Genomic DNA, 23,654 nt, shown 5'->3' on the forward strand with positions numbered 1-23,654 from the left:
TTATAATGTAATAATATTTAATTAATAAAAAAATATATAAAAAAAGTACGAGACAAACTTATAGTATAGAGGGAATAACTGTAACAAATATTATGGAGGGGATAGTATGGTATTATCAACTAATCCGGCAGTTAGACTATACGAAATTTTAAGTGAATCAAAAGAGTTTTGTATTAATCATACTAACAAGCAAGGTAGATTTAGATCTGTAGCATCAGTTCTTGCTCGAGTGCTTGATATAGATATAAATGATGATGAAAAAATATTTAAAGCTATACTTCAAATTATTGAAATAATAGAAAATATAAAAAAACAAATTAGCAAAGTTGAAAGTAGTTCAAAGGAAGAGCTTATTATATCTTTGACTAATTTTGAAAAAAGAATTATGGCAATAGGGTTAGAAGATGATATACACAAATTAGATATTATAATTACAAAGGAAATATTGATATCTATTAATGGATTAGCTTTAGCCTTAGATGTATGTAATCAATATAGAAATATTGAGGAAGAAAATCTAATTAAATTTAAAGATAAGATAGAAATTTTAATAGAAGAATTAATAGAATTAGAAATAAATGAAGATCTAAAATCATTTCTTAACAATGTACTTAGAGATTTATATTATAAAATAGATGAATATAAGATATATGGTATAGATGGATTGAAGTTTTCTATTGAACAAGGATTAGGGAGTATAATGCTTAATAAAAAAGTTTGCGAAGAAGCCTCTAAGAATAGGGGATTTAGAGAAAATATTAAAAGGATTTTAAGTCTATTTACAAGTATTAATACTACAATTTCCTTTGTTAAAAATATAGTACCAATAGCACAGGGAGCCAATGAAATGGTAAGTAGATTAATAGGGTAAAAGTATAAAATACCGTTTATTATATAAACGGTATTTTATACTTTTACTTTTATTTATAAGTAGTATTTACAGAAGGTTCATTTTCTCCAGTAGGAGTTTTTTCTATGGCTTTATTACGTATTTTCTCATTATATTTTGGTGAATTTGGATTAATATTATTTTTAGATCCATTAGTTTTCATTTAGAATTCCTCCTTAATATAGATATCAATATTTAGACTGTCCCAATTATAAAAAAATATTTAAGTATTTAACTTTTCATAGCAGATTATTTAGTGCATAATTAAGTTATAATTGTATAATATTACAAGTTAGTTATAAAAGGCTACATTGTTGCTAAAGAGAAGTAATATGAATACTTTAAAAATATATTTATTAATTTAGGGTGAAAGTAATGAAATTGAAAAAATTTATATTACCATTTATATTATTAATAGCAATCATCACTTTTGGCTTATAATATATTTAATTCTATTCTTTTTTCATTAGCATAATTGATAAAAGTATATATGCAAGGGGGGGAATATATGAAAAAGTTTATCTTTGGTTGTTTACTTTTTATTGGGGGACTACTAGGTTTACTATTATTTCCTATTACTGCATCAATAGGATATTGGACATTATCAACAGATATAACAAGTGTTATTATAGTTACATTAACTTTGTTATTAATAACAGGATTTGGTATTTGTATCTATGAGGCTTATATAAGAAATTAAGTAGTAAATATAAGAGTAGAAATTTGGAGACCAAATAGTATAATAATAAAAAAAAGTTTATAAGGAGAATATAGGTGAAGAATAATATTAATATACGTAAGGTGAAAATAGGGGATGAAAATATATTAGCTCATATACAAACAGAAGCATGGAGGGAAGCATTTAGTACAATTATATCTCATGAAGATATGAAAAAATATGCAGATATTAATAGGGCAAAAGAAATGTATAGCATGATACTTAGTGAAAATATTGGAAATGGGTTTATTTTATCTATTGATGGGAATCCACATTGTATAGCGTATTGGGATAAGTGTAGAGATGATGAATTTAAGGATTATGCAGAAATAATCTGTATACATAGTTTATCTTCTAACTGGGGAAAGGGATATGGTTCAATGATGATGGAGTATATATTGAATGAAATAAAACAAGCTGGATTTAAAAAAGTAATGTTATGGGTATTTAAAGAAAATAATAGGGCTCGTAAATTTTATGAAAATCATAGGTTTGTTTTAAATGATAAATCGAAAAAATTCTGTGATGCTATTGAGGTTATGTATTGTAGAGAATTGTAAAAATAATTTTTAAAAAAAGGGTAGAGAGAATGGTACATTTGGTTTATTGCGATGATAAAACTAAGGAATTATCAAAAATTTTAGATGGAAGCAAAACTATGGTTATTAGGGGAGCAGCCGGTAGAAAAATTCCACATAGCAGGGTATTTAAGGATGAGATGTTATATTTTATGGAAAAAGGGTCTAAGAGAATAACTGCTAAAGCAGTAGTATCTGATGTTCAAAACTTCGTTAAGTTAAATGATGAAGAAATAACTCAAAATATTGAAAATAATAATAATAAACTACAATTAACAGAAAAGCAAAAGCAAAGATGGCATAAAAAGTGTTTGTGTTTAGTAGAGTTTGAAGATTTAGAAGAGATAACTCCTTTAGAATTTGATCGTCAAAGTAATATGGATGATTGGATAATTATCAATAAAATTGAAGATGTAGTAGTAGGTACAAGTATTTCATATAATTATGATAATTCGAGATTTTAATAAACAATATAAAATAAGAGCAACTTATATGCTGCGTATTAAAATATGATATGCAGTATTTTTTGGGGCTTTAAATAGGATTATAATGGAAAATATGTTACAATAAGTTTGTTAAATAGTAGATTAGTCGAAAAACTTTTAGGGGAGAGTGTATTTATGAAAGAAAATTTACAGATTAACGCAGATAGATTTCTTGGATTTGCTGATATATATGATGGTGCACGACCTAAGTGTCCTAAAAAGGCTAAAGAAATAATAATAAAATATTTACAAAAGAATCCTGATTTTGTTGTAGATATAGGATGCGGAACTGGACTCTCTACAATAATTTGGAATGATATATGTGAGAATGTTATTGGGATAGAACCAAGTGCAGATATGATTAAAGTAGCAATGAAAAAATTGGAGAATTTAAAGAATGTAAAATTTATTTCTGCTTTTTCAGATGATACTGGTTTAGAGAGTGATTCTGTAGATGTTGTTACATGCTCTCAATCATTTCACTGGATGAATCCAGAAACTACTCTTAATGAAGTGGCAAGGATATTAAAAAGTGGAGGAGTTTTTGCAATCTATGATTGTGATTGGCCACCAGTATTTAATTGGGAGGCTGAACTTGAATACAATAAGCTTTTTAAAAAGGTAAATAAAATTGAATCAATGAATCTAGAGTTAAAAAGTAAATCTATCAAATGGGATAAAGAAGATCATCTGATGAATATAAAAAATAGTAATAAGTTTAGATATGTGAGAGAAATAGTATTTTCAAATATAGAAATGTGTGATGCTAATAGATTTATTTCAATTGCGTTAAGTCAAGGCGGGTTACAAGCTATAATTAAATCAAATATAGAAGAAATCAATCCTTATTTAAAATCTTTTAAAGAGAAAATTAATGATATTTTTAGAGAAAAAAAATTTGAAATAGACTTCTGCTACCATATGAGAATTGGAGTAAAGTAAATAAAAGGAGATGTGTTATGAAAATGTTATTTATATCTATGTGGTCAATCATAAATATTGCAATTTTAGTTACAATTTTAGGATTAGGAATATATGTACTGATACTTGCAATAAAAGCTTTAAAAATTTATATAAATAAAAACTCCTAGGATTTATTAAAATATAAGTAAAAATATATCTATAAGGATGGAGGGAATATATGAAAAAAACTATAGCTTTATTAATTATAGCAAGCTTTTTTGGACTTATAGGGTGTAATTCTATAAATTTAAAAGAATATAATGGTAAACCTTTGAGTATTGCAATTATAGGGGAAATACCTAAGATAAGAGAAAATAATATAGAGTTTAAAGAAATAGGGTTTTCAGATATGCAAAGTAACGATACTTTAGAAAAGTATGATGCTATTTTTATTACTAAGGACAATTTAGAAGAAGCAGCTAATAAAAAATATATTAATATTTATAAAAATGCTAGTATCCCATTCTTTTTTATAGAAAATGAAAAGGGCCATATTCCATATACTATTGAAAATTTATCATATGAAGATATTCCTAATGGTAATTCTAAATATTATATTACTGGATTAGTATTTAATGGCGATGAAACTTTTAAAACTTATGGATATGGATTATATAATGACATAAAGAATGAAAAAAATATTAAAGATGTATACTCTAGGGTTTTTACTACCATTTCGGAAATAAGTAAAATTTAAATTTATATAAATACCGTATTATTAATAATTAAATGCGGTATTTTTGTTTATTATTTTGTGAAATATTGATATTCATAATTAGATTTTGAAAGTATTAAAAAGTATTATATAATTTAATAAAATAAAGCTTTAGAAGGTGGGAAAATGGATACAAAAAAGATTTTCATTATAGAAGATGACAATAAAATAAGAAATGAATTATGTACATTTCTAAATAGATATGGTTATGAAACCACATATTCATTAGATTTTGAACATATTATAGATGAAGTTTTACGGGAAAAATATCATTTAATTTTATTAGACATTAACTTACCTTATTTTGATGGGTATTATATTTGTAGAGAAATAAGGAAGATAAGTTCAGTACCTATAATAGTGGTGACTAGTAGAGATAGTGAAGTTGATGAGCTTATGAGTATGAATTTAGGAGCTGATGATTTTATAACAAAACCTTATAATACACAAATTCTTTTAGCAAGGATATCATCATTATTAAGAAGAACTTATAATAATCATGAATCAGAAATTCTCGAATACAAGAATCTTCAACTTAACTTATCTAAAAGTGAAGTAGATTATAATAGAAATAAAATAGAATTAAGTAAAAATGAAAGTAAAATTTTATATGTACTTATGAAAAACAAAGAAAAGATAGTATCTAGAAATGAAATTATAGAGTCATTATGGGAGTCAGATGATTTTATTGATGACAATACATTAACTGTAAATATCAATAGACTTAGAAAAAAATTGGAAGAAATAGGTGCAGTAGATTTTCTGAAAACTAAGAGAGGGCAAGGTTATATTCTAATATGAAGTTGATGGATTTTTTAAAAGAAAGAATATTATTTATAATTATTAGCTTAATGATATTAGTATTTACTTCAATTTTACTCTTAGCTTTAAAAGTAGATTTTTATGCAATTGTATTTATATTTTTAATAAATTTCATAGGCATCTTAATTTATCATATTTATGATTATTTTAATAGAAAAAAATATTATAATGAATTAATTAATAATTTAGGGGCTTTAGATAAAAAATACTTAATTTCTGATGTAATTGATGAGGGAAGTTTTTTAGAAAGTAAAATTTTATACTATATTATTAATGAAACAACTAAATCTATGAAAGACGATATCTCTTATCTAAGAATAAACAATAAAGAGTATAGGGAATATATTGAGCTTTGGGTTCATGAGATAAAGACACCAATTGCAAGTAGTAAGCTCTTAATAGAAAATAATAAATCAGAATTAACTGAAAGCATTGGAGAAGATCTAAGTAAGGTTGAAAGCTATATTGAGCAGGCATTGTTTTATGCAAGAAGCAATACCTTAGAAAAAGACTATATTATTAAGGAGCTTGATTTAAAATCAGTAGTAAATAAAGTAATAAGAAGAAACTCCAAGGTATTAATTGAGAAAAAAATTAAAATTGAAATCTTAGATACGGAAAAAATAGTTTATACAGATAATAAGTGGTTAGAATTTATTATAAATCAAATAATATCTAACTCAATTAAGTATGTTGATAATAAAAAGCTAGAAAATAAAATTAAATTCTATACAAGAAATATTGGGGAAAATATAGTTCTTTATATAGAGGATAATGGAATTGGAATGAATGAAAAGGATGTAATTAAAGCTTTTGAAAAAGGATATACAGGTGAAAATGGACGTAGATTTGGAAAGTCTACAGGAATTGGATTATATCTATGCAAAAAATTAACGCAAAAACTTGGATTAGGAATTAATGTAGAATCAGAAATTAATAAAGGAACAAGAATAGCAATAATATTTCCCATAAATAAAATGATGATATTTGAATAAGAATTTAAAGATACATAATAAAATAGGAACTGGTAACGTAATAACAAATAAATGGAGCCATCCGGCTCTATTTTTTTATTGTCCTTAGAAATACATATTTATATCACTAGTGATTACAAGAAAATTATTTATTGAATATAAATAAAAGTAAAAATTTTGAAACATTTATGAGTTTTGAAAAGTCTAATAAGTGAAAGCATCAATGCTAAGGAGGGAAATATGGATAATATTCTAAATGTAAAGAATAATGTAACCACTATTTTTGATGAAAATATGCTTGTAAAAAAAGCTATAAATGGAGAGAAGAACTCTTTTATTTGCATTTTTAAAAAATATAAAGTTGATTTATATAAAATAGCATATATGTATGTAAAAGATGAGGAAAAGGCGTTAGAAATACTGCAAGAAACAATAGTAAAAGGAGTTTTTAGTATTCATAAACTAAAAAATCCAAGTTATTTTAAAACTTGGATAACTAGAGTATTAATAAACGTAGCTATTGATATGAACAGAAGAAATTCTAAAACGGAACAATTAAGAGAAGAACATAATGTTATAGAATATATTGTAGGTATTTCCGTAGAAGAAAAAATAGATTTATATAATGCAGTTGATTTGCTTAAAGATAATTATAAAACTGTAATAATAATGAAGTATTTCAATGATATGAAGATTAAGGATATTTCTGAAATAATGAATCTTCCTGAAAATACAGTTAAAACATATCTTACTAGAGCAAAAGCTTCATTAAAGAAGATATTAAAGGAGGATTATTTAAATGAATAAAAAAGGTTTTAATAATATAAAAATACCTAAAAATATAGATGGATTTATAGAAGATTCATTTAAAAATGCATATAAATTGAAAAATAAAAAAAGAACTAAGAAGATTTCAACGATAATAGTGGCTGGATTAACTTGTTTTATTATCTTAGGAGTCACTAAGCCAACTATTGCAAGTGTAATACCACCATTAGAAAAATTATTTGAGCAGTTGCAGGATAGATTAATCAATGGTGGGAAAGGTGTTAATTATGCAACTGTAAATGAATCAATAAAGAATAATGGTGTTGAGGTAACACTAGAAGATGTTATATTTGATGGTAAATATTTATATGCATCATATATTGTAAAAAGTGATACTCCTTTTAAAACAAAAGAAATAGAAATTAATGAAAAACAACTCTTATATGAACACAATGAAAAGTTAAGTTTCACAGATGAGAAGCCAGATTACTCAGGGCTATCTGGTCTTATAGGTATTTTTACAGATGATAATACATTTAAAGGTGTGCAAAAATACAATTTAAGTTCATTAAAAACTCCAATACCAGAGTCTTTTGAGTTTGAAATATTAATCAACTTATTTAGATGTTTTCCTAAGGTTGGTGATGATAGAGCTGAATTGATGAGAGTAGGAGATTGGGGATTTAAAGCTAAAATAAATAGAGAAGAAAACTTATCTAAGAAGATTGAAATAAACTCTACTAATAATGATGGATTTGGTATTGGAGAGGTTATTATAACTCCTTTTGAATTAAATGTAACAACTTTGCATCAAGATGGAACAGACCCTGGTTCATATGATGTAAGAGTTGCTGATAAATATGGAAATACCATTAATCCAAAAGAAGGAAAGTGGGGTGAAACCTCATCTGAAACTGTATTTAATAATATTAATTTGGAAGGTAATGAATTAATAATTAGTATCTACTGCAATTCTTCTAAAGGTGAGTTATTACTTGAAAAGGAAGTTAATATAAAATGATTTTATTAACGAAGAGTTAATGAAATTAATGGAAGAATAAAGATAATATTACGTAGATAATACTAATAAAAATCATAGAGATAAGCAATAAATAAAATACCGTAATATTACAGAGGTGAATATACGGTATTTTTTAACTAAATTTTCTTTAATAAAAAGCTAATTAATAGATTTAGTGAGGAAAATATTACTGAAGTTATTAATACATTAGTTAAAAGTAAATTATATTTAATCATATTTAAATAAGATAATAAGTTTAAATTAAGTATATTAAATATCAATAATATTAAGAAGATAAATATAATACCTATAGATGCTCCTTTAATATCTGCTTTACTTAAAGAAATATGAGAGCATATACTAAATACTATATATAAAAATAAATAAAATTCTGGTCTTTTAAAATTTGATAATGAAAATATATTTTTTAAAAATATAAATAAACCATTAATACTTAATAAATCATTTGTAGATTCTAAAGAAGTTGGAATAAATATTTTAAGTAGCAGAATTATTAGTAAGCTTCCACATAGAATAGGTGCTATACCTATAAAGAAGTTTCCGATTTGATGATATATATTCTTAGGATTATATGAGTGATTAACATAGCCTAAAGTTCCATCTCCATTATTAGCTCGAAAGAACTTAACTTCTTTAATTTTATGTCCAAAGATTTTAGCTATAATAAGGTGGCTAAGTTCATGAATTGGAACTCCAAGGATACCTGTAATATAAATAGCTTTTCTACCAAACTTTTGTTGGTAGTTATTCATAGATTTATTTCTTAAAAAACCAAGTATTAGTCCAATTATAACTATAACACCAATAAACCAGGATAAATCTACTAACGTCTTTAATAATATATTTTCAGTTTTCATAAACTAATCACTTCCTTATTATAAATTGAATTAATTGTCAAATTAAATTTTATAACAATATTATATTTTAGTCCAATTTTTTAATGAAATCAGGTAATTTTATGTTATATAACTTTGTATAATATAAAATTTAGGGGATGATACTTATGATTGATTTTACGAAAAGGATCATTATAAAAAATCTAACTAAAGATGTTTAAATAATATACAATTAAGACATGATGAAGAAGGTACTATTTCATAGCCTAAGTTACGAAATAGTACCTTTTTTATATTAATCATTAAGAACTCTCTTTAGAGCTGCATCTATAGTATCAGTATCTTCTGGATATTTTATATATAATGCTGTTGATTCTGCAATAGCAGCAGAATATGAGGTTTGTACTGATTGTTTAACTTTAGGGTCATCAATAGAATCAATATAATCCTGTTGACGTTGTTTAGCTTCTTTTATTATCATATAGTATTCTTCTTCAGTTAAGCCTTGTTTTACGTCTGGTTGAGTGTTTTGTTGTGTATTTTCTTTTAGTGAACTTTGAAGACTGTCTAAACTAAATTTATTACTAAAATCCTTTCCGTTTATAGTTAATATAATCTCTAATTCACCAGTAGTGGAGTCGGCTATAGGTATTTCGGCTACGTAATGAATTTTTCTTGTTTCTAGTGGGTTTATTGAAGCATATTTTTCTAAATCTAATCCATCAGTACTCTCTACAAGAGAAAAACAAGAATACTCATTATTTTTGATTTTTATTTTTGTAGTTATTATATCGTCAGCCAGTTTAGCTTCATTATCCAAACTATATACATCAAGAATTACATCTATATAAATATTATCAGCAGTTTCCACATCATAGTAGGAAGAGTTTTTAGTAATAATTGAAGGTTTAATTATTGGAGTAATATTAATTTCATGTAAAGAATATTCACAAATTCCAGGTACTTTATTAAGTCCTTCTCCTGCAACACTAAATAATTCAGGATGGTTAGTATCTTGAGTTTCATTATTAGATTTAGAAATAATATCTTTTTTCCCACATGAGATAAGTGATAAAGATAATAATAATATTAATTTTAAAGTTAGCCTTTTATTCATTGTATATATCACATCTCCTTTTTAAAGTAGTATATTAGGTCTATTAAAAAGATACTCCTAGATTTATTTTAATGCAATATTAAAATAAATCTACTATAACTAGTAAATTTTAGATTAAATATAAATTTTATTAAAGAAAGTAATGGTTCCTTTTATTTATTTAAAGCAAGCATTATAATTATAAACAAATGGAAATATCTTATATTACAAAACTGTAAGGTTTATGTTATATAATTCAATGGATGTAAGATAAAAATAACAATACAATAGTCCTATAGTAAGAAATAGGAGGAGTAATTATGGGAAAGGAAATACTAAAAGTAGATAATATAGAAAAGTACTATGGTAGAAAAGGAAATGTAACTAAGGCTATAGACAATATAAGCTTCACTGTAGAAGAAGGAGAGTTTGTTGGAGTAATGGGTGCTTCAGGAAGTGGTAAAACTACACTTTTAAATTGTATATCAACTATTGATAAAGTAAGTAGTGGACATATTTATATTTCTGGAAATGATATTACAAAATTAAATTCTAAAAAAATATCAAAATTTAGAAGAGAAGAACTTGGATTTATATTTCAAGATTTTAACTTGCTAGATACATTAACAGCTTATGAAAATATAGCTCTTGCATTAACTATAATGAAAGTTAATCATAAGGAAATAGATAAAAGAGTTAAAGATATAGCTAAAAAACTAAATATAGAAGAGGTTTTAAATAAATATCCTTATGAGATGTCCGGTGGACAAAAGCAAAGAGTTGCATCAGCAAGAGCAATTATAACCAAACCTTCATTAATTTTAGCAGATGAGCCAACAGGGGCTTTAGATTCTAAAGCAGCAAAAATGCTACTTGAAAGTATGGAAGACTTAAATAAAAACTTAAATGCAACTATTATGATGGTTACTCATGATGCCTTTTCAGCTAGTTATGCAAGAAGAATTTTGTTTATTAAAGATGGCAGGATATTTAATGAATTAGTAAGAGGAAATGATTCAAGAAAGGAATTCTTCGATAAGATAATTGAAGTGATTACGCTTCTTGGAGGTGACCAAAATAATGTATTCTAAGTTAGCTTTTAGAAATTTAAAAAGAAGTTTTAAAGATTATGCAATTTATTTCTTAACATTAGTTTTTGGTGTTTGTATATTTTATACATTTAACTCAATACAATCTCAAAGTATTATGCTTGAATTAAATGAAGTTCAAGCTGCTGCATTTGAGCAAGTAGATTCAATAATGGGATATGCATCAATATTTGTATCCTTTGTATTAGCCTTTTTAATTGTTTATGCAAATAATTATTTAATAAAGAGAAGAAAAAAAGAATTTGGAATATATATGACCTTAGGTATGGATAAAGGTAATTTATCTACAATTATATTTTTTGAAACCTTATTAGTAGGGGTAATATCTTTAGCAGTTGGTTTAGGAATAGGCATTGTTTTATCTCAAGGATTATCAGTATTAACTGCAAAGATGTTTCAAGTTAACTTCCTTAAGTTTAAGTTTGTTTTTTCATATAATGCAATGATAAAAACTTTTAAATCTTTTGGAATTATATATATATTAGTTCTTATGTTTAATTCAATATCTATTAGAAAAATTCAATTAATAGATTTATTAAATTCTTCAAAGAAAAATGAAACTATAAAAGTAAGAAATGTTTGGGTTTCTGTAGTTGTATTTATAGTAAGTTTAATAATGCTTGGCTCAGCTTATTATATTGTACTAGACAAAGGAGCTTCAACAATTGGTATTAACGTAAATGGACCAAGTATTTTGCTTGGAATTATGGGGACATTTTTATTTTTCTTTTCATTGTCAGGATTCTTATTGAAGCTAGTTCAATCAAATAAGAAGTTTTATTTAAAGGACTTAAATATGTTTGTTTTAAGACAAATTAATAGCAAAATAAATACTGTATTTGTTTCGATGTCCTTTATATGCTTATCATTATTTGTAGGGATATGTATGCTTGCAGGAGGACTTGGAATTAATAGTGCTATAAATGCTGAATTAAAAGACCTAACTCAATATGATGAGACAATTTGGAGCTTTGAGGGAGAGGATATAGAAGAATATTTAAGTAATAGAAATATTGATATTAGAGATTATTCAAAGAACTATGTAAGCTATATAAATTATAAGGGAGATCTTAAATATAGTGATTTATTATCTGAAAAAGATATTAATAATTCAAAAGATTTATATCCTATTGCAACAGATGCCGAAGTTCAAATTATTCCATTAACAAAGTTTAATGAAATATTAGAAATGGTTAATAAGAGTCCTATAACATTAAATGACGGAGAATATGCTTTGTTCTCAGATATAGATAGTTTAATAAATCCACTAAATAATGTGTTAGAGGATAATAGAGAAATTAATATTAATGGCAATATTTTAAAGCCAGGTATTAATAAGACTATAGAAGTAGTAGCTTATAACCAAATGATGAAAAGTAATCTTTGTACTGTAATAGTAAAAGATAATATTGTTAGTGGACTTACTCCGTGGACATCATTTTTAAACTTTAATTATAATGAAGATAATGGAATTATTATTAATGAAAAACTAAATAGCATTAGAGAAGAGGCTATAAAGGGAAAGGATAATATACTATACTCTATTACAAAAGAAGAATTAATTGCAAGTTCTACTAGTACTGGGGCTATAATATCTTACTTAGGAATATATATGGGAGGAATTTTCTTAATTGTTTCAGCAGCTGTATTAGCATTACAACAACTATCGGAATCTACAGATAACATTTCAAGGTATAACTTATTAAAGAAGATAGGGGTAGATGAAAAGATTATTAATAAGTCTTTATTAACTCAAATAGCAATATATTTCTTAATGCCTTTATCATTAGCTTTAATACATTCAATAGCAGGATTAGAATTTTCAAAGAGAATTATAACTTTATTTGGTAGTATAAGCATTATGAAAAATATCTTAATTGCTTTATTCGTATTAATTATAATTTATGGAGGCTATTTTATTGCTACTTACTTTGGAGCTAAGAAAAATATAAATAATTTAATTTAGATTTAAATACCGTATTATTCAATAAGAATATACGGTATTTTTTTAAGAATATAAAAAATAGAAGGCTCAGAATTAATTTTAATGGATATAATTAATTTTTTTTAAGTAAATAAATGAATGTATTATGTATAAATATAAAGAATACGTATAATTTTAATATGAGGAAAATTTTGCAATTATTATATGGTAAAAAGGAAATGAAGGAGATATTTAATATGAGAAAGTATTTAATTGGTATTGATTTAGGTGGAACAAATATTAAGTCTTCTATATTTACAAGTAATTTTGAAAAAGTAGCAGAATATCGTATGAGTACACAGGCAGAAAAAGGTTCAGAAATTGTTCTATTAAGAATTTTAGAAAGCATTCAAGAGTTATTTAGCATTACAAATATTAATGCAAGCGAAATACTCTGTATTGGAATCGGAGTTCCTGGATTATTAGATAATAAAACTGGGATATCAAAATTTTCTCCAAACTTTCCTAAATGGGAAAATGTTCATGTCTCAGAGTGGTTTGAAAGTAAATTGAGAATTCCTACATTTATTGATAATGATGTTCGTATGAATTTATATGGAGAATGGTATTTCGGAGCAGGTAAAGGTAAAAGAAATGTTGTTTTAATAACTTTAGGTACTGGATTAGGTTCTGGGGTTATTGTAGATGGTAAAGTGTTATACGGGGCTACAGGAAGTATTGGAGAAATTGGTCATATGAATATGTATCGGTCAGGGCGTGAATGCCGTTGTGGGAGCTCTGGCTGTTTAGGTAGATATGTTTCTGCTATTGGGATATTAAGAACTTTAAGGGAAAAAATGCAAGATGGAGAACAAAGCGTTATATATGATTGGATAAATGGTGACTATAATAAAATTACAGCCAAAATGGTTTCAGAAGCTTTTGATAAAGGTGATGCAGTAGCAATAAATACTTTGCATGAAACTGGAGAAGTATTAGGATATGCTCTTGTAAATATAATAAATTTATATAACCCTGAATGTATAATAATAGGTGGTGGTGTATCTCTAGCTGGGGAAAGATTATTAAAGTCTGCAAGAGAAATTGTGGAGAGAAAGGCTCTACAAATATCTAAAAATGCTTGTGAAATTGTAACCTCTTTATTAGGGGATGCCTCTGGAATTCTAGGGGCTGCAATTTATGCAAAAAATATTATTGGGGATGAATAACTAATAATATACTATTTGTAGTTAAAATTGATACTTGAAAATATTTATCAAAGAGTTATAGTTTATAATAAGAATTTAAAATAAATATTCAAAGGAGGTATGTAGATTTGAATATTAAATTAAGTGCTTTAGATCAATCTCCGATAAGAGAAGGTTCAACTTCTACAGAAGCATTAAATAATAGTATAGTTCTTGCACAAGAGTTAGAAAAACTTGGATATCATAGATTTTGGGTATCAGAGCATCATGATACAAAAAGCCTAGCAGGATCAAGTCCAGAAATTCTTATTTCTAGCATAGCTGCTAAAACGAAGAATATTAGAGTAGGATCGGGAGGAGTTATGCTACATAACTATAGTCCATATAAGGTAGCAGAAAATTTTAAGGTTTTAGAAGCGTTATACCCTAATAGAATTGACTTAGGAGTAGGTAGAGCCCCAGGCGGAATGCCTTTATCTACTAAAGCTTTGATGCAAGGAAAAAGCATTTTTAATGATGATTATCAAGAAAAAGTCTTAGATTTAGTTAGATTTATTTATGATATAGTTCCAGAAGAACATGAATTTAGTGGACTTAAAGCAACACCGTTAATAAATACTTATCCTGAAATTCATATACTTGGGTCGAGTGGTGGAAGTGCAGGACTAGCAGCTGGTATAGGAGCATCTTATGCCTATGCTCAATTTATAACTGGAGGAATGGGTGTAAGCTCTGTAAATTGGTATAAGGATAATTTCAAAAAATCTATTATTTCTGAAACTCCTAATACTATAATTTGTAGTTTTGTTATTTGTGGAGAAAACGAAAAGGAAATCAATAATCAAGTTGCAATAATGGATTTAACTTTATTATTAGTGGAGCAAGGGAAAGCGTCAGGGATGCCTTCGTTAGAAAGAGCACTAGAGTATAAATACTCTCAAGAAGAAATTCAAATAGTTAATAGAAATAGAAAACGAATGATTGTTGGAAAACCAAATAAGATAAAGGAAGATATTTTAAACATGAGCAAGGTTTATAATACAGACGAATTTATGATAATAAATTTGAATACAGATTTGGAAAGTAAAATAAAGTCTTATAAATTAATAGCTGAAGCCTTTAGAGAATAACTTTTTATAATATAAAATTTTATGATAGTATATAAGAGGTAATAAAAGTATTTTAAGGAGGACTTATATGAAAGTTTTAATCACTAATGATGATGGAATAAATGCAAGAGGAATAATTACATTAGCAAAAGAAATTGCTAAAAAGCATGAAGTTATAGTTGTAGCACCAAGAGAACAAAAAAGTGCATCTAGCCATTCTATTTCAATTCATAATCCTATAAAAATTAGAGAAGAAAAAATTGATAAGGGTTTTAAAGCTTATAGCTTAGTTGGTACTCCAGCAGATTGTACACAAGCTGGATTATCCTTATTAGGCAAGGATATAGATTTAGTTATATCAGGAATAAATAGAGGGTTAAACTGTGGAACAGATATATTATATTCGGGAACTGTATCTGCAGCTGTAGAAGGAGCAATTTATAGTGTACCTTCAATTGCTATATCTATGGAAGTTGATTGGGAAAGAGAAGATGAGGATTACACAAAGGCTGCCAAGTGGATTAACAAGGTTGTAGACATAGCTGAAAATAGTTATTTGAGAAATGATGTTGTTTTAAATGTTAATGTACCAAACGTTAATGAAGAAGACATTAAAGGTATTAAGGTTTGCAAGCTTGGACAATCAACATACAAGACCGATTATGTTTTAGTAGAAGAAAATGAAGATATGATTTATATAACAAAAGGAGTTAGAAATAAAATATCAGAAGATGATTCAGATCTTTATTTCTTATCGCAAGGATATGTAACTTTAACACCATTACATTTTGATTTTACTAATTTTAAGATATTAGATGAGGTAAAAAATATATTTGAAAACTAGGTGATGTAAGTTTGGAAGAAGAAAATATTAAAGAGATATTATTACAAAGAAAGTATATGAAGTTTAGACTTTTAGTTCAGGGTATAATAATTGGAGTAATAACGGGATTTATAATTGTATTAAATAGAATAGGAATAAATAAAATAAGTATTTTATTTAGGAACTTTTATTCTTGGGGAAATAAAGAACTAATAAATAGTTTATTAGTAGTTATAATTTTAGCATTACTTGGATATGTAGTTGGACTAATGGTTAAAAGAGAAACTATGATATCAGGGAGTGGTATACCTCAAGTTAAGGGAAGAGTAGTTAATAAACTTAAAATGAATTGGTTTAGAATTTTAGTATATAAGTTTGTTAGTGGAATTATAGCTTTATCAGCAGGATTAACCCTTGGGAGAGAAGGTCCTTCAGTACAAATTGGGGCTTCAGTTGGAGAAGGGGTAGCAGAAAAAACATATAAAAAATTCCCTGTAAAGAAGGAATTTTTAATAACAGCTGGTGCCTCAGCAGGATTATCGGCAGCATTTAATTCGCCTTTATCCGGCATTATATTTGCACTAGAAGAAATACATAGAAATTTTTCACCCTTAGTATTATTACCAGCTATGGCAGCGGCAATAAGTGCAGATTTTATTTCTAAAAACTTTCTTGGGATGAATCCATCCTTAAACTTTAATGAAATAAACCCAATTCCTTTAAAATACTATTGGATATTAATTATTTTAGGAGTTTTAACTGGAATTATGGGAGTTATTTTTTCTAAAGGAATATATTTATCTCAAAATATTTATTCAAAATTAAAAAATATACCGAGTGAAGTTAAAGTAATAATACCCTTTATTATTACTGCAGTATTAGGATTAATATTACCTAATTTATTAGGTGGAGGACATGAACTAATTTTAGAATTAACTTCAAGCAATAATTCTATATTTTTTTTAGTAACATTATATTTATTGAAGTTTTTGTTATTACTGATATGCTTTGGTTCTGGTGTTCCAGGAGGAATATTTTTACCAATGTTACTACTTGGTGCGGTTTTAGGAAATATTGTAGGAGTATTTTCATGTGAAGTATTAGGGGTTAGTAGTTCATTTATAATTAATTTTATAGCTTTAGGAATGGCTGGTTATTTTTCTTCTGTTGTTAAAGCGCCAATAACAGGTATAGTATTAATTATGGAAATGACAGGTTCCTTTAATCACTTGCTATCATTATCAGTTGTAGTTATAATTTCTTATATAACATCAGAGATTTTAAGAAATGAACCAATTTATGAAGTATTACTTGAAAAACTTTTAAATAAAATTGGAATTACAAATGAAGAAAATAAAAATAAGAAAACTATATTAGAATTTGTCGTTGAAATGGGAAGTATAGTAGAGGGAAAATATATAAATGAAGTTAATTGGCCAAAGGATTGTTTACTAGTTTCTGTAAAAAGAGGAGAAAAAGAAATAATTCCTAAAGGATCAGTAAAATTGATAAGTGGTGACTATATAGTTGCTTTGGTTAATATAGATAGAAGAGCTTATGTTATAGAAGAAATTAATAAAATAACTTTAGTGTAGAGGTAATAGGGATGTTTTTAACATCCTTATTACTTCTTTCTTTTAGTATAGTATCTTTGTAACTATTTATATAGTTTAATATACCTTCTTTTATGGCTTTAGCAGAAGCTTCTTGCCCCTTAGTAGATTTTAAATACTTTTCATCTGATGTATTACTTAAAAATCCTAATTCTATTAAAGCAGAAATGCTTTCATTTAGTTCTAAAACGGCCAAGGCATCTTCTTTATTTCCATAAGTTTTTATTCCTCTATCAGAACTATAATTTAAATTAATTATTGAATTTTGTAGGGAAGAAGCTAAGGCTTTGCTATTTTCATCATTAGCTTTATACCAAGTTTCAGTTCCTTTTACATTAGTATCTTCATAATTACTATTACAGTGTATTGATATGAATATATCTGCTTTAAAAATTTCAGGAATTTTTATTCTTTCTTTTAAACTATCATTTGCTGTTTCAAGCCAAGGCAATGAATCGTTAGTTCTAGTATAGACTACTTTAATTCCTTCTTCCTCTAGAAGCTTTCCAAGTTTTAATGAAACATTTAAAACAATATCTTTTTCAAAATCTCCTGAATTACTTTTTGCTCCTGTATCCCAATCTCCATGACCAGGATCTATACAGACTATTATTTTATTATCAGAGGATGTAGATATTATTTTTTTGTTAATAGGTGGTTCTTTATTTAGCAGTAAAATAAGAAATATTAGACCAAATCCAGTTAATAATATGCTTAAGCGAAATAATACTTGTCTTCTTCTCTTGCGTTTATATAGGAGTTTTCTTCGGTATGCAATATCAAATTTTTGATTATTCACAGAACATAATCTCCTTATTTTAATATTTCAAAACTTTAAATATATTTATTAAATTTGTAATGAGTTAGTATATAAAGACAGGATAAAACTTATATAAATATACTTTTATAAAGTTAACATAATATAATTATACTCATATAAAGAATAAATGTAAATAAATGGTAATGAATAAGTAAGATATCATTAGTTGATAATATAGAAATATTGATATAAACTATAAGAAAGGGGGAAGGTCTATGCCTAAGATATTACAAAATCCAAGAGAAACAATTTTAAAAGAAGGATATGCATTATTAGAAGAAAAAGGATATAAAAATTTTAGTATGAGAGAATTAGCGAATAGATGTGAAATTGGTTTAGGTACAGTCTATAACTATTTCGAAAATAAAATGGCTTTAGTAAGAGAGATATTTAATGATACTTGGATTGAAATAATAAATAAGTTAAAAACAGTTAAAGACAAAGATATATCCTTTGAAGAAAAAGTAAAATTAATATATTCAGGATTAGAAAAGTTTTTAATATATCATAAGGAAGTTTTTTTTGAATTAACAAAAGAAGAAAAAGTTATTGAAGAAAAAAAATCTTGTTCTTGTCCTAAATATGATGTTTTAGATGAATTATATTTTATTGTTGATGAAATAATAGATTTACATAAAGAAAATAATGACATTACTATGAATATGGAAACAAGAAAATTAACATCATTTCTAATAAGCAACATGATAACTTTATCTATGAAAAATACTGAATTTTCAATAGAGGATTTATTATATATAGTTAGAAATAAATTATAAAGGAGAAATTTTAGTATTATGAAGTGGTTAAATAAGTTAGAAAGAAAGATAGGTAATTTTTATATAAGAAATTTAATGTTAATTATAATATTTGGAAATATTCTAGTCTATGGTTTTACTTTATTAAGTGGGAGTCCAGATTTAATCAATAAAATATTTCTAGAACCATCTAAAGTAATGGAAGGAGAAATATGGAGGTTAGTAACCTTTATATTTGTACCTGAAACAGGGAGTATAATTTCTTTTATATTTGCTATATATTTTAATTATTTAGCAGGTACTGGATTAGAGCAAGAGTGGGGAGAATTCAAATTTAACTTTTATTATTTTGTAGGTATGATAGCTACAATTATAGTATCTATGGTAACAAGAATTCCTGCTACTGGAGCATATATTAATTTATCATTATTTTTAGCTTTTGCTATGATTTATCCTAATTTTCAAGTGTTACTATTTTATATAATACCTGTTAAAGTAAAGTATCTAGCTATATTTAACTGGATTCTCATTGGATTAAACTTTATTGGATATTTAAGCTCATTTAGTATTGGTGGAATGTTGTTAACTTTAGTTCCAGTTCTAAATTTCTTTATATTCTTTGGTAAAGAAATAGTAACTGGTACAAGAAGCAATGCTAATAATTTTAAAAGACAGCAGAAGTTTAAGTCTCAAGTAAAAACAATAGAGATTTTTCATAGATGTGAAGTTTGTGGAATAACTGAAAAAGATAATCCTAATATGGAATTTAGATATTGTTCTAAATGTTCAGGGAAAAAATGTTACTGTATAAATCATATAAGAGACCATGAGCACAAATAAAAATAATTTAACATTTAAAACTCCTTAGGGAGTTTTTTTCTTTGCAAAAGTATAAAATAAGAACATTTTTAAGATTGCTTGCAATCTTTTATTAATGATAGATGTAATTGTTTAAAGTAGTTATAATAGATAATTATTATTAAATAATAGTAATAGCAATTTAGAGTTAAATATAGTATAATTAAGAGGAATAAAAATGAGAATTAATTGAAAAAATTTAAAAATTAATTAAAGAAAATATAGATTATTTTTACCAGTGAGAAAGGAATAAAAATGGAAAATAATGATTTGAAAAAAATTTATGATAATCCTTTATATATAAGGTATATAGACAACCCGAGCAATGAGTTGATCTTAGAAGCTGTTAGGAGAAATGGATTAGCTATAAGATATGTAAAAAACCCAAGCAAGGAAATAAAGGAAGTTGCAATAAAAAATAATCCTCTAGCTGTTGAATATATTGATGATATTGATGAAGATAATTCAATTTTAGCTGTAAAGCTGCTTTGGAATTCATTAAAGTATATTAAGAATACGAGTGATAAAGTTAAGTTAGAAGCAGTAAAGGCAAAGGGATGGGCAATTCAATTCATTGAAAATCCCACAGAGGAAATGCAGTTAAATGCAGTTAATAAGGATTATGATTCCATCAAATATATTAAAAATCCTTCAGAAGAGGTTCAACTAGCTGCTATAAGAAAGTATTGGGCGGCAATAAAGTTTATAAATAATCCAAGTTTAGAAGCTAGGAAAGAAGCTATTAAGGGGAATGAAGAAGCCATAAATTACATTAATTTTGATCTAGATGAACTAAAAATTTTAGTTGGAGAAAATATAAAGGTTGTTAAATATGTATATGATTCTATAGATGTAGATTTTGTAGTTAATGTAGCTATTGAAAAAGTGAAGGAAGAAGAAATTGATGAAAAATATATAAAGGATTTCTTAGAACTTGAGATTTTAGAAATGGATAAAATTAATTTTATTAGAGAGTATGGAAGTAAAAAAGCTAAGATGTTATTAGTAGATTATAAACTTTCAAGATAAAAGAGGTGAGACAATGAAGTTTTCAGAAGCAATAAGTACTGTGGAGTTAGTAATAGAGTCAGGTAATGTACCTTTAATAATAGGGGAGGCTGGTATCGGTAAGACTTCTTTAGTTAAAAGAATATGTGTTAAAGATAATTATTACTTAGTTAATATAGATGCAAATCTTTTAAAAGAAGGAGAAATAGGAGGGCTTCCTTTAGTTGAAGCTGGAAGAACAAAGTATGCAACTCATTATAAACTTATAGAAATTGAAACGGCGCTTTCAAATAATAAATTTAATGGCGTTTTATTATTTATAGATGAACTTAACAGATGTGAACATGCTGTTCAGCAAGAACTTATGAATTTAATTTTAAACAGAGAAATAAATGGATATAGCTTACATGAAAATGTAAAGATAGTAGCAGCTATGAATCCATCTAACAAATATGATGGATTTGAAGATAGTGATTATCAAGTTGTGGATATGGATAGAGCCCAAGAAGATAGATTTGTATGGATTGAATTAAGTTCTGATATTAAGGAATGGATAAAATGGGCAATGAGTAGTGAAGTAAATGTACATGAACATATAATTGAGTTTTTATCAAATTTCCCAGAATATTTAAATGTACCTAATTCTAATGAATCTATTAAGGCAACACCAAGAAGTTGGGAGAGAGTTGCAAAAGCTTATAGTGTATATCTAAGGAATAAAGAAAAATACCCAATGGATATATTCTATAATGTAGTTAAGGGAAATTTAGGTGTAAGCATAGCTACTGATTTTATTAATTATATTAAGAACATAAAAAACCCTTTAATTAAGCCAGAAGATCTTTTCTCATACATGATTTTACCTATAGAAGTAAAAGAAGAAATAAGAGGGGAAAGTCACTCTAGATTATATATATTAGCTAAAAACTCTCTTAGATATTTAAATGAAAATAATAATGAAATAAACAGAAAGCTATTTTCAGATTTATTAACTTGTTATCCAAAGGATTTAAGACTTGGAATTATGAAAGAAATTAAGGGCGATGTAAGCGAAGAATTATATATGGACTTATTAAATGAAGATATGTTCTTAGATGCTTTCTTTAGTATTTATGAATAGGATGGATGCTTATGTTATTTGAAGAAAAAAGAAATAATCTATTAAAGCAAGCCTTAGATATAAAAGAAAATGGAAAGCTTTATAGTAGTTTTGAAAGAGAGTTTTTTTCTTTAGTTGAAAATGTAATTATAGATATGCTTGAAGGAGAAGATAGTTTTTTTGGACAATTTCTAGTAAGAATAGAAAGAAGTATTAGATTTAATATAACTTGGCCATTAGCTACTATTCCAAAGATGCAGGGTTTTAAAATGTATTTTAATCCATTACTTTTTCTTTCCTGTGATAAAAGGGAAATTCAAGCTTTATTTAAGCATGAAATATATCATATAATGTACGGACATCATGAAAGGGAGAGAGTTCTTAAAAATAAATATACAACAATTGCAGTTAATTTAGCTCTGGATGTATCTATAAATCAGTTCATTAAAAATCTTCCTATGGATAGTTATAAACTTGAAAGAGTAAATAGAGAATATAGTTTAGATTTGAAAGAAGATAAACCAATTGAAATTTATGCTGAGGAAATAGAAAAAGCTATTAAGGCAAAGTTATCTAAAAGTATGAATGATGAAAAAAATGATGATATTGGAGAAGTTATAGATATTTCTAAAGCCCATGATGTTTGGGAAGAAAGCACATTGAATCAAGACTCAATAAAGGATATAACGAAAAAAACAGCTATAAGTGCTTATAATGGTAAGGCTCCAAAGGATATTGAAGGAATTATAAAAGCATATTCAGAAAAAGCAGAAATATCATGGAAAGATGCTTTAAAAAAAGTAATACCTTCATTAAGAGCTGGAGAAAAAAAGACAATAATGAGAAGGAATAGAAGACAACCAGAAAGATTAGATTTAAGAGGTTCCTTACCTAATAATGTTCCGGAAGTTTTAGTAGCTATAGATATAAGTGCTTCTATGAGCGATGGAGAGTTTGATAAGATATTAGTTGAGGTTCTAGAAATTACAAGAACAAGAACTAATAAAATTACTGTTATTGAATGTGATAATGAAATAAGACGAGTATATGAAATAAAATCTAAAAATGATATAAAAAAGAGATATGCTAAGATTGGAGCAACAAAATTTTCACCAGTATTCAGGTATATAAGAGAACATAACTTAAGAAACTCTGTTCTTATATACTTTACAGATGGTGTTGGAGAGAAAGAATTAGAGGTTAAACCATTCAGAAATAATACTATATGGGTTTTGACAGGTGATGAAGATTTATCTTTAGAAAATCCATATGGTGAAATAAAAAAGATTACAACTAAGTTGGAAAAAGGAGAAGGTGGAACTGCTGGATTAGAAATGATAAAGGAATATCAGCAGGAACATGGAAGATACTTTTAGGAGCTGCCTTTGGCAGCTCAATTAAAAATGAAGAAGTGTGGAAGCAAGTTGAAACAAATTAATTAA

The 23,654-nt window shown here is 26.2% G+C and carries 26 protein-coding genes; 22 read left to right on the plus strand and 4 right to left on the minus strand.

The features are described from left to right. The first annotated feature begins 106 nt into the window (after nt 1-106). Nucleotides 107-871: a hypothetical protein gene (locus tag BN6774_RS07240; RefSeq protein ID WP_066891892.1), complete on the plus strand. Its 765-nt coding sequence runs from the start codon at nt 107-109 to the stop codon at nt 869-871. Between the two features lie 49 nt (nt 872-920). Here BN6774_RS07240 and BN6774_RS18940 read toward each other — a convergent pair whose 3' ends face one another. Beyond that, nucleotides 921-1,052 carry a hypothetical protein gene (locus tag BN6774_RS18940; protein WP_268873131.1) on the minus strand — a complete coding sequence of 44 codons (132 nt, stop codon included), beginning with the start codon at nt 1,050-1,052 and terminating at the stop codon, nt 921-923. A 345-nt stretch (nt 1,053-1,397) separates the two neighbouring features. On the opposite strand from BN6774_RS18940, the gene BN6774_RS07245 reads away from it, so the two are divergent. From BN6774_RS07245 to BN6774_RS07285, 10 genes are all read left to right on the plus strand, one after another. Continuing rightward, nucleotides 1,398-1,589: a hypothetical protein gene (locus tag BN6774_RS07245; protein ID WP_066891897.1), complete on the plus strand. Its 192-nt coding sequence runs from the start codon at nt 1,398-1,400 to the stop codon at nt 1,587-1,589. Nucleotides 1,590-1,663: 74 nt separating this feature from the next. After that, a complete protein-coding gene (locus BN6774_RS07250) occupies nt 1,664-2,167 on the plus strand; it encodes a GNAT family N-acetyltransferase (protein ID WP_207644569.1) in 504 nt (167 codons plus the stop codon). A 29-nt stretch (nt 2,168-2,196) separates the two neighbouring features. After that, entirely contained in the window at nt 2,197-2,649 is a 453-nt protein-coding gene (locus tag BN6774_RS07255) for a hypothetical protein (protein WP_066891900.1), read from the plus strand. A gap of 156 nt (nt 2,650-2,805) precedes the next feature. Continuing rightward, on the plus strand, nt 2,806-3,612 hold the full coding sequence (locus BN6774_RS07260) for a class I SAM-dependent methyltransferase (protein WP_066891903.1): 807 nt from the start codon (nt 2,806-2,808) through the stop codon (nt 3,610-3,612). Between the two features lie 17 nt (nt 3,613-3,629). Beyond that, nucleotides 3,630-3,761 carry a hypothetical protein gene (locus BN6774_RS18945; RefSeq protein WP_268873158.1) on the plus strand — a complete coding sequence of 44 codons (132 nt, stop codon included), beginning with the start codon at nt 3,630-3,632 and terminating at the stop codon, nt 3,759-3,761. A gap of 50 nt (nt 3,762-3,811) precedes the next feature. Then, nucleotides 3,812-4,330 carry a transcription elongation factor GreAB gene (locus BN6774_RS07265; RefSeq protein ID WP_066891906.1) on the plus strand — a complete coding sequence of 173 codons (519 nt, stop codon included), beginning with the start codon at nt 3,812-3,814 and terminating at the stop codon, nt 4,328-4,330. A gap of 144 nt (nt 4,331-4,474) precedes the next feature. Then, entirely contained in the window at nt 4,475-5,149 is a 675-nt protein-coding gene (locus tag BN6774_RS07270; protein WP_066891909.1) for a response regulator transcription factor, read from the plus strand. Beyond that, nucleotides 5,146-6,165: a sensor histidine kinase gene (locus BN6774_RS07275; protein ID WP_066891912.1), complete on the plus strand. Its 1,020-nt coding sequence runs from the start codon at nt 5,146-5,148 to the stop codon at nt 6,163-6,165. Before BN6774_RS07270 ends, BN6774_RS07275 begins: the two co-directional genes overlap by 4 nt. 219 nt (nt 6,166-6,384) lie before the next feature. Beyond that, complete coding sequence (locus BN6774_RS07280; RefSeq protein ID WP_066891915.1) at nt 6,385-6,951, plus strand: sigma-70 family RNA polymerase sigma factor; 567 nt, start codon at nt 6,385-6,387, stop codon at nt 6,949-6,951. Continuing rightward, entirely contained in the window at nt 6,944-7,933 is a 990-nt protein-coding gene (locus tag BN6774_RS07285; RefSeq protein ID WP_066891917.1) for a DUF4179 domain-containing protein, read from the plus strand. Before BN6774_RS07280 ends, BN6774_RS07285 begins: the two co-directional genes overlap by 8 nt. A gap of 137 nt (nt 7,934-8,070) precedes the next feature. On the opposite strand, the gene BN6774_RS07290 is transcribed toward BN6774_RS07285, so the two are convergent. Further along, entirely contained in the window at nt 8,071-8,811 is a 741-nt protein-coding gene (locus BN6774_RS07290; RefSeq protein ID WP_066891920.1) for a metalloprotease family protein, read from the minus strand. Between the two features lie 274 nt (nt 8,812-9,085). After that, complete coding sequence (locus tag BN6774_RS07295; protein WP_066891924.1) at nt 9,086-9,907, minus strand: hypothetical protein; 822 nt, start codon at nt 9,905-9,907, stop codon at nt 9,086-9,088. A 299-nt stretch (nt 9,908-10,206) separates the two neighbouring features. On the opposite strand from BN6774_RS07295, the gene BN6774_RS07300 reads away from it, so the two are divergent. From BN6774_RS07300 to BN6774_RS07325, 6 genes are all read left to right on the plus strand, one after another. Next, entirely contained in the window at nt 10,207-10,977 is a 771-nt protein-coding gene (locus BN6774_RS07300; RefSeq protein ID WP_066891927.1) for an ABC transporter ATP-binding protein, read from the plus strand. Beyond that, the gene (locus tag BN6774_RS07305; protein WP_066891930.1) at nt 10,967-12,961 is read left to right on the plus strand and encodes an ABC transporter permease; all 1,995 of its coding nucleotides are present in this window, start codon (nt 10,967-10,969) and stop codon (nt 12,959-12,961) included. The genes BN6774_RS07300 and BN6774_RS07305 overlap by 11 nt, the downstream gene beginning before the upstream one ends. Nucleotides 12,962-13,176: 215 nt before the next feature. Then, nucleotides 13,177-14,148, plus strand: a complete 972-nt coding sequence (locus tag BN6774_RS07310) for an ROK family protein (protein WP_066896519.1) — start codon at nt 13,177-13,179, stop codon at nt 14,146-14,148. Nucleotides 14,149-14,255: 107 nt separating this feature from the next. After that, the gene (locus BN6774_RS07315) at nt 14,256-15,257 is read left to right on the plus strand and encodes an LLM class flavin-dependent oxidoreductase (protein ID WP_084766937.1); all 1,002 of its coding nucleotides are present in this window, start codon (nt 14,256-14,258) and stop codon (nt 15,255-15,257) included. Nucleotides 15,258-15,324: 67 nt separating this feature from the next. Further along, nucleotides 15,325-16,080, plus strand: a complete 756-nt coding sequence (gene surE / locus BN6774_RS07320; protein WP_066891933.1) for a 5'/3'-nucleotidase SurE — start codon at nt 15,325-15,327, stop codon at nt 16,078-16,080. Between the two features lie 11 nt (nt 16,081-16,091). Further along, on the plus strand, nt 16,092-17,654 hold the full coding sequence (locus tag BN6774_RS07325) for a ClC family H(+)/Cl(-) exchange transporter (RefSeq protein ID WP_066891936.1): 1,563 nt from the start codon (nt 16,092-16,094) through the stop codon (nt 17,652-17,654). On the opposite strand, the gene BN6774_RS07330 is transcribed toward BN6774_RS07325, so the two are convergent. Beyond that, a complete protein-coding gene (locus tag BN6774_RS07330) occupies nt 17,632-18,471 on the minus strand; it encodes an N-acetylmuramoyl-L-alanine amidase family protein (protein ID WP_066891939.1) in 840 nt (279 codons plus the stop codon). The genes BN6774_RS07325 and BN6774_RS07330 overlap by 23 nt on opposite strands. 236 nt (nt 18,472-18,707) lie before the next feature. On the opposite strand from BN6774_RS07330, the gene BN6774_RS07335 reads away from it, so the two are divergent. The 5 genes from BN6774_RS07335 to BN6774_RS07355 all read left to right on the plus strand — a co-directional run bounded on the left by BN6774_RS07335 (nt 18,708) and on the right by BN6774_RS07355 (nt 23,588). Further along, complete coding sequence (locus BN6774_RS07335; protein WP_066891942.1) at nt 18,708-19,268, plus strand: TetR/AcrR family transcriptional regulator; 561 nt, start codon at nt 18,708-18,710, stop codon at nt 19,266-19,268. Between the two features lie 18 nt (nt 19,269-19,286). Further along, complete coding sequence (locus BN6774_RS07340; RefSeq protein WP_066891945.1) at nt 19,287-20,087, plus strand: rhomboid family intramembrane serine protease; 801 nt, start codon at nt 19,287-19,289, stop codon at nt 20,085-20,087. Between the two features lie 273 nt (nt 20,088-20,360). After that, entirely contained in the window at nt 20,361-21,134 is a 774-nt protein-coding gene (locus BN6774_RS07345) for a hypothetical protein (RefSeq protein WP_066891949.1), read from the plus strand. Between the two features lie 13 nt (nt 21,135-21,147). Beyond that, nucleotides 21,148-22,233 (plus strand): AAA family ATPase, encoded by a 1,086-nt coding sequence (locus BN6774_RS07350; protein ID WP_066891952.1) that lies wholly within the window; start codon nt 21,148-21,150, stop codon nt 22,231-22,233. Between the two features lie 11 nt (nt 22,234-22,244). Beyond that, a complete protein-coding gene (locus BN6774_RS07355) occupies nt 22,245-23,588 on the plus strand; it encodes a vWA domain-containing protein (protein ID WP_066891955.1) in 1,344 nt (447 codons plus the stop codon). Nucleotides 23,589-23,654 lie beyond the last annotated feature (66 nt).

The organism is Clostridium nigeriense (assembly GCF_900086595.1).
Classification (GTDB): domain Bacteria; phylum Bacillota; class Clostridia; order Clostridiales; family Clostridiaceae; genus Clostridium; species Clostridium nigeriense.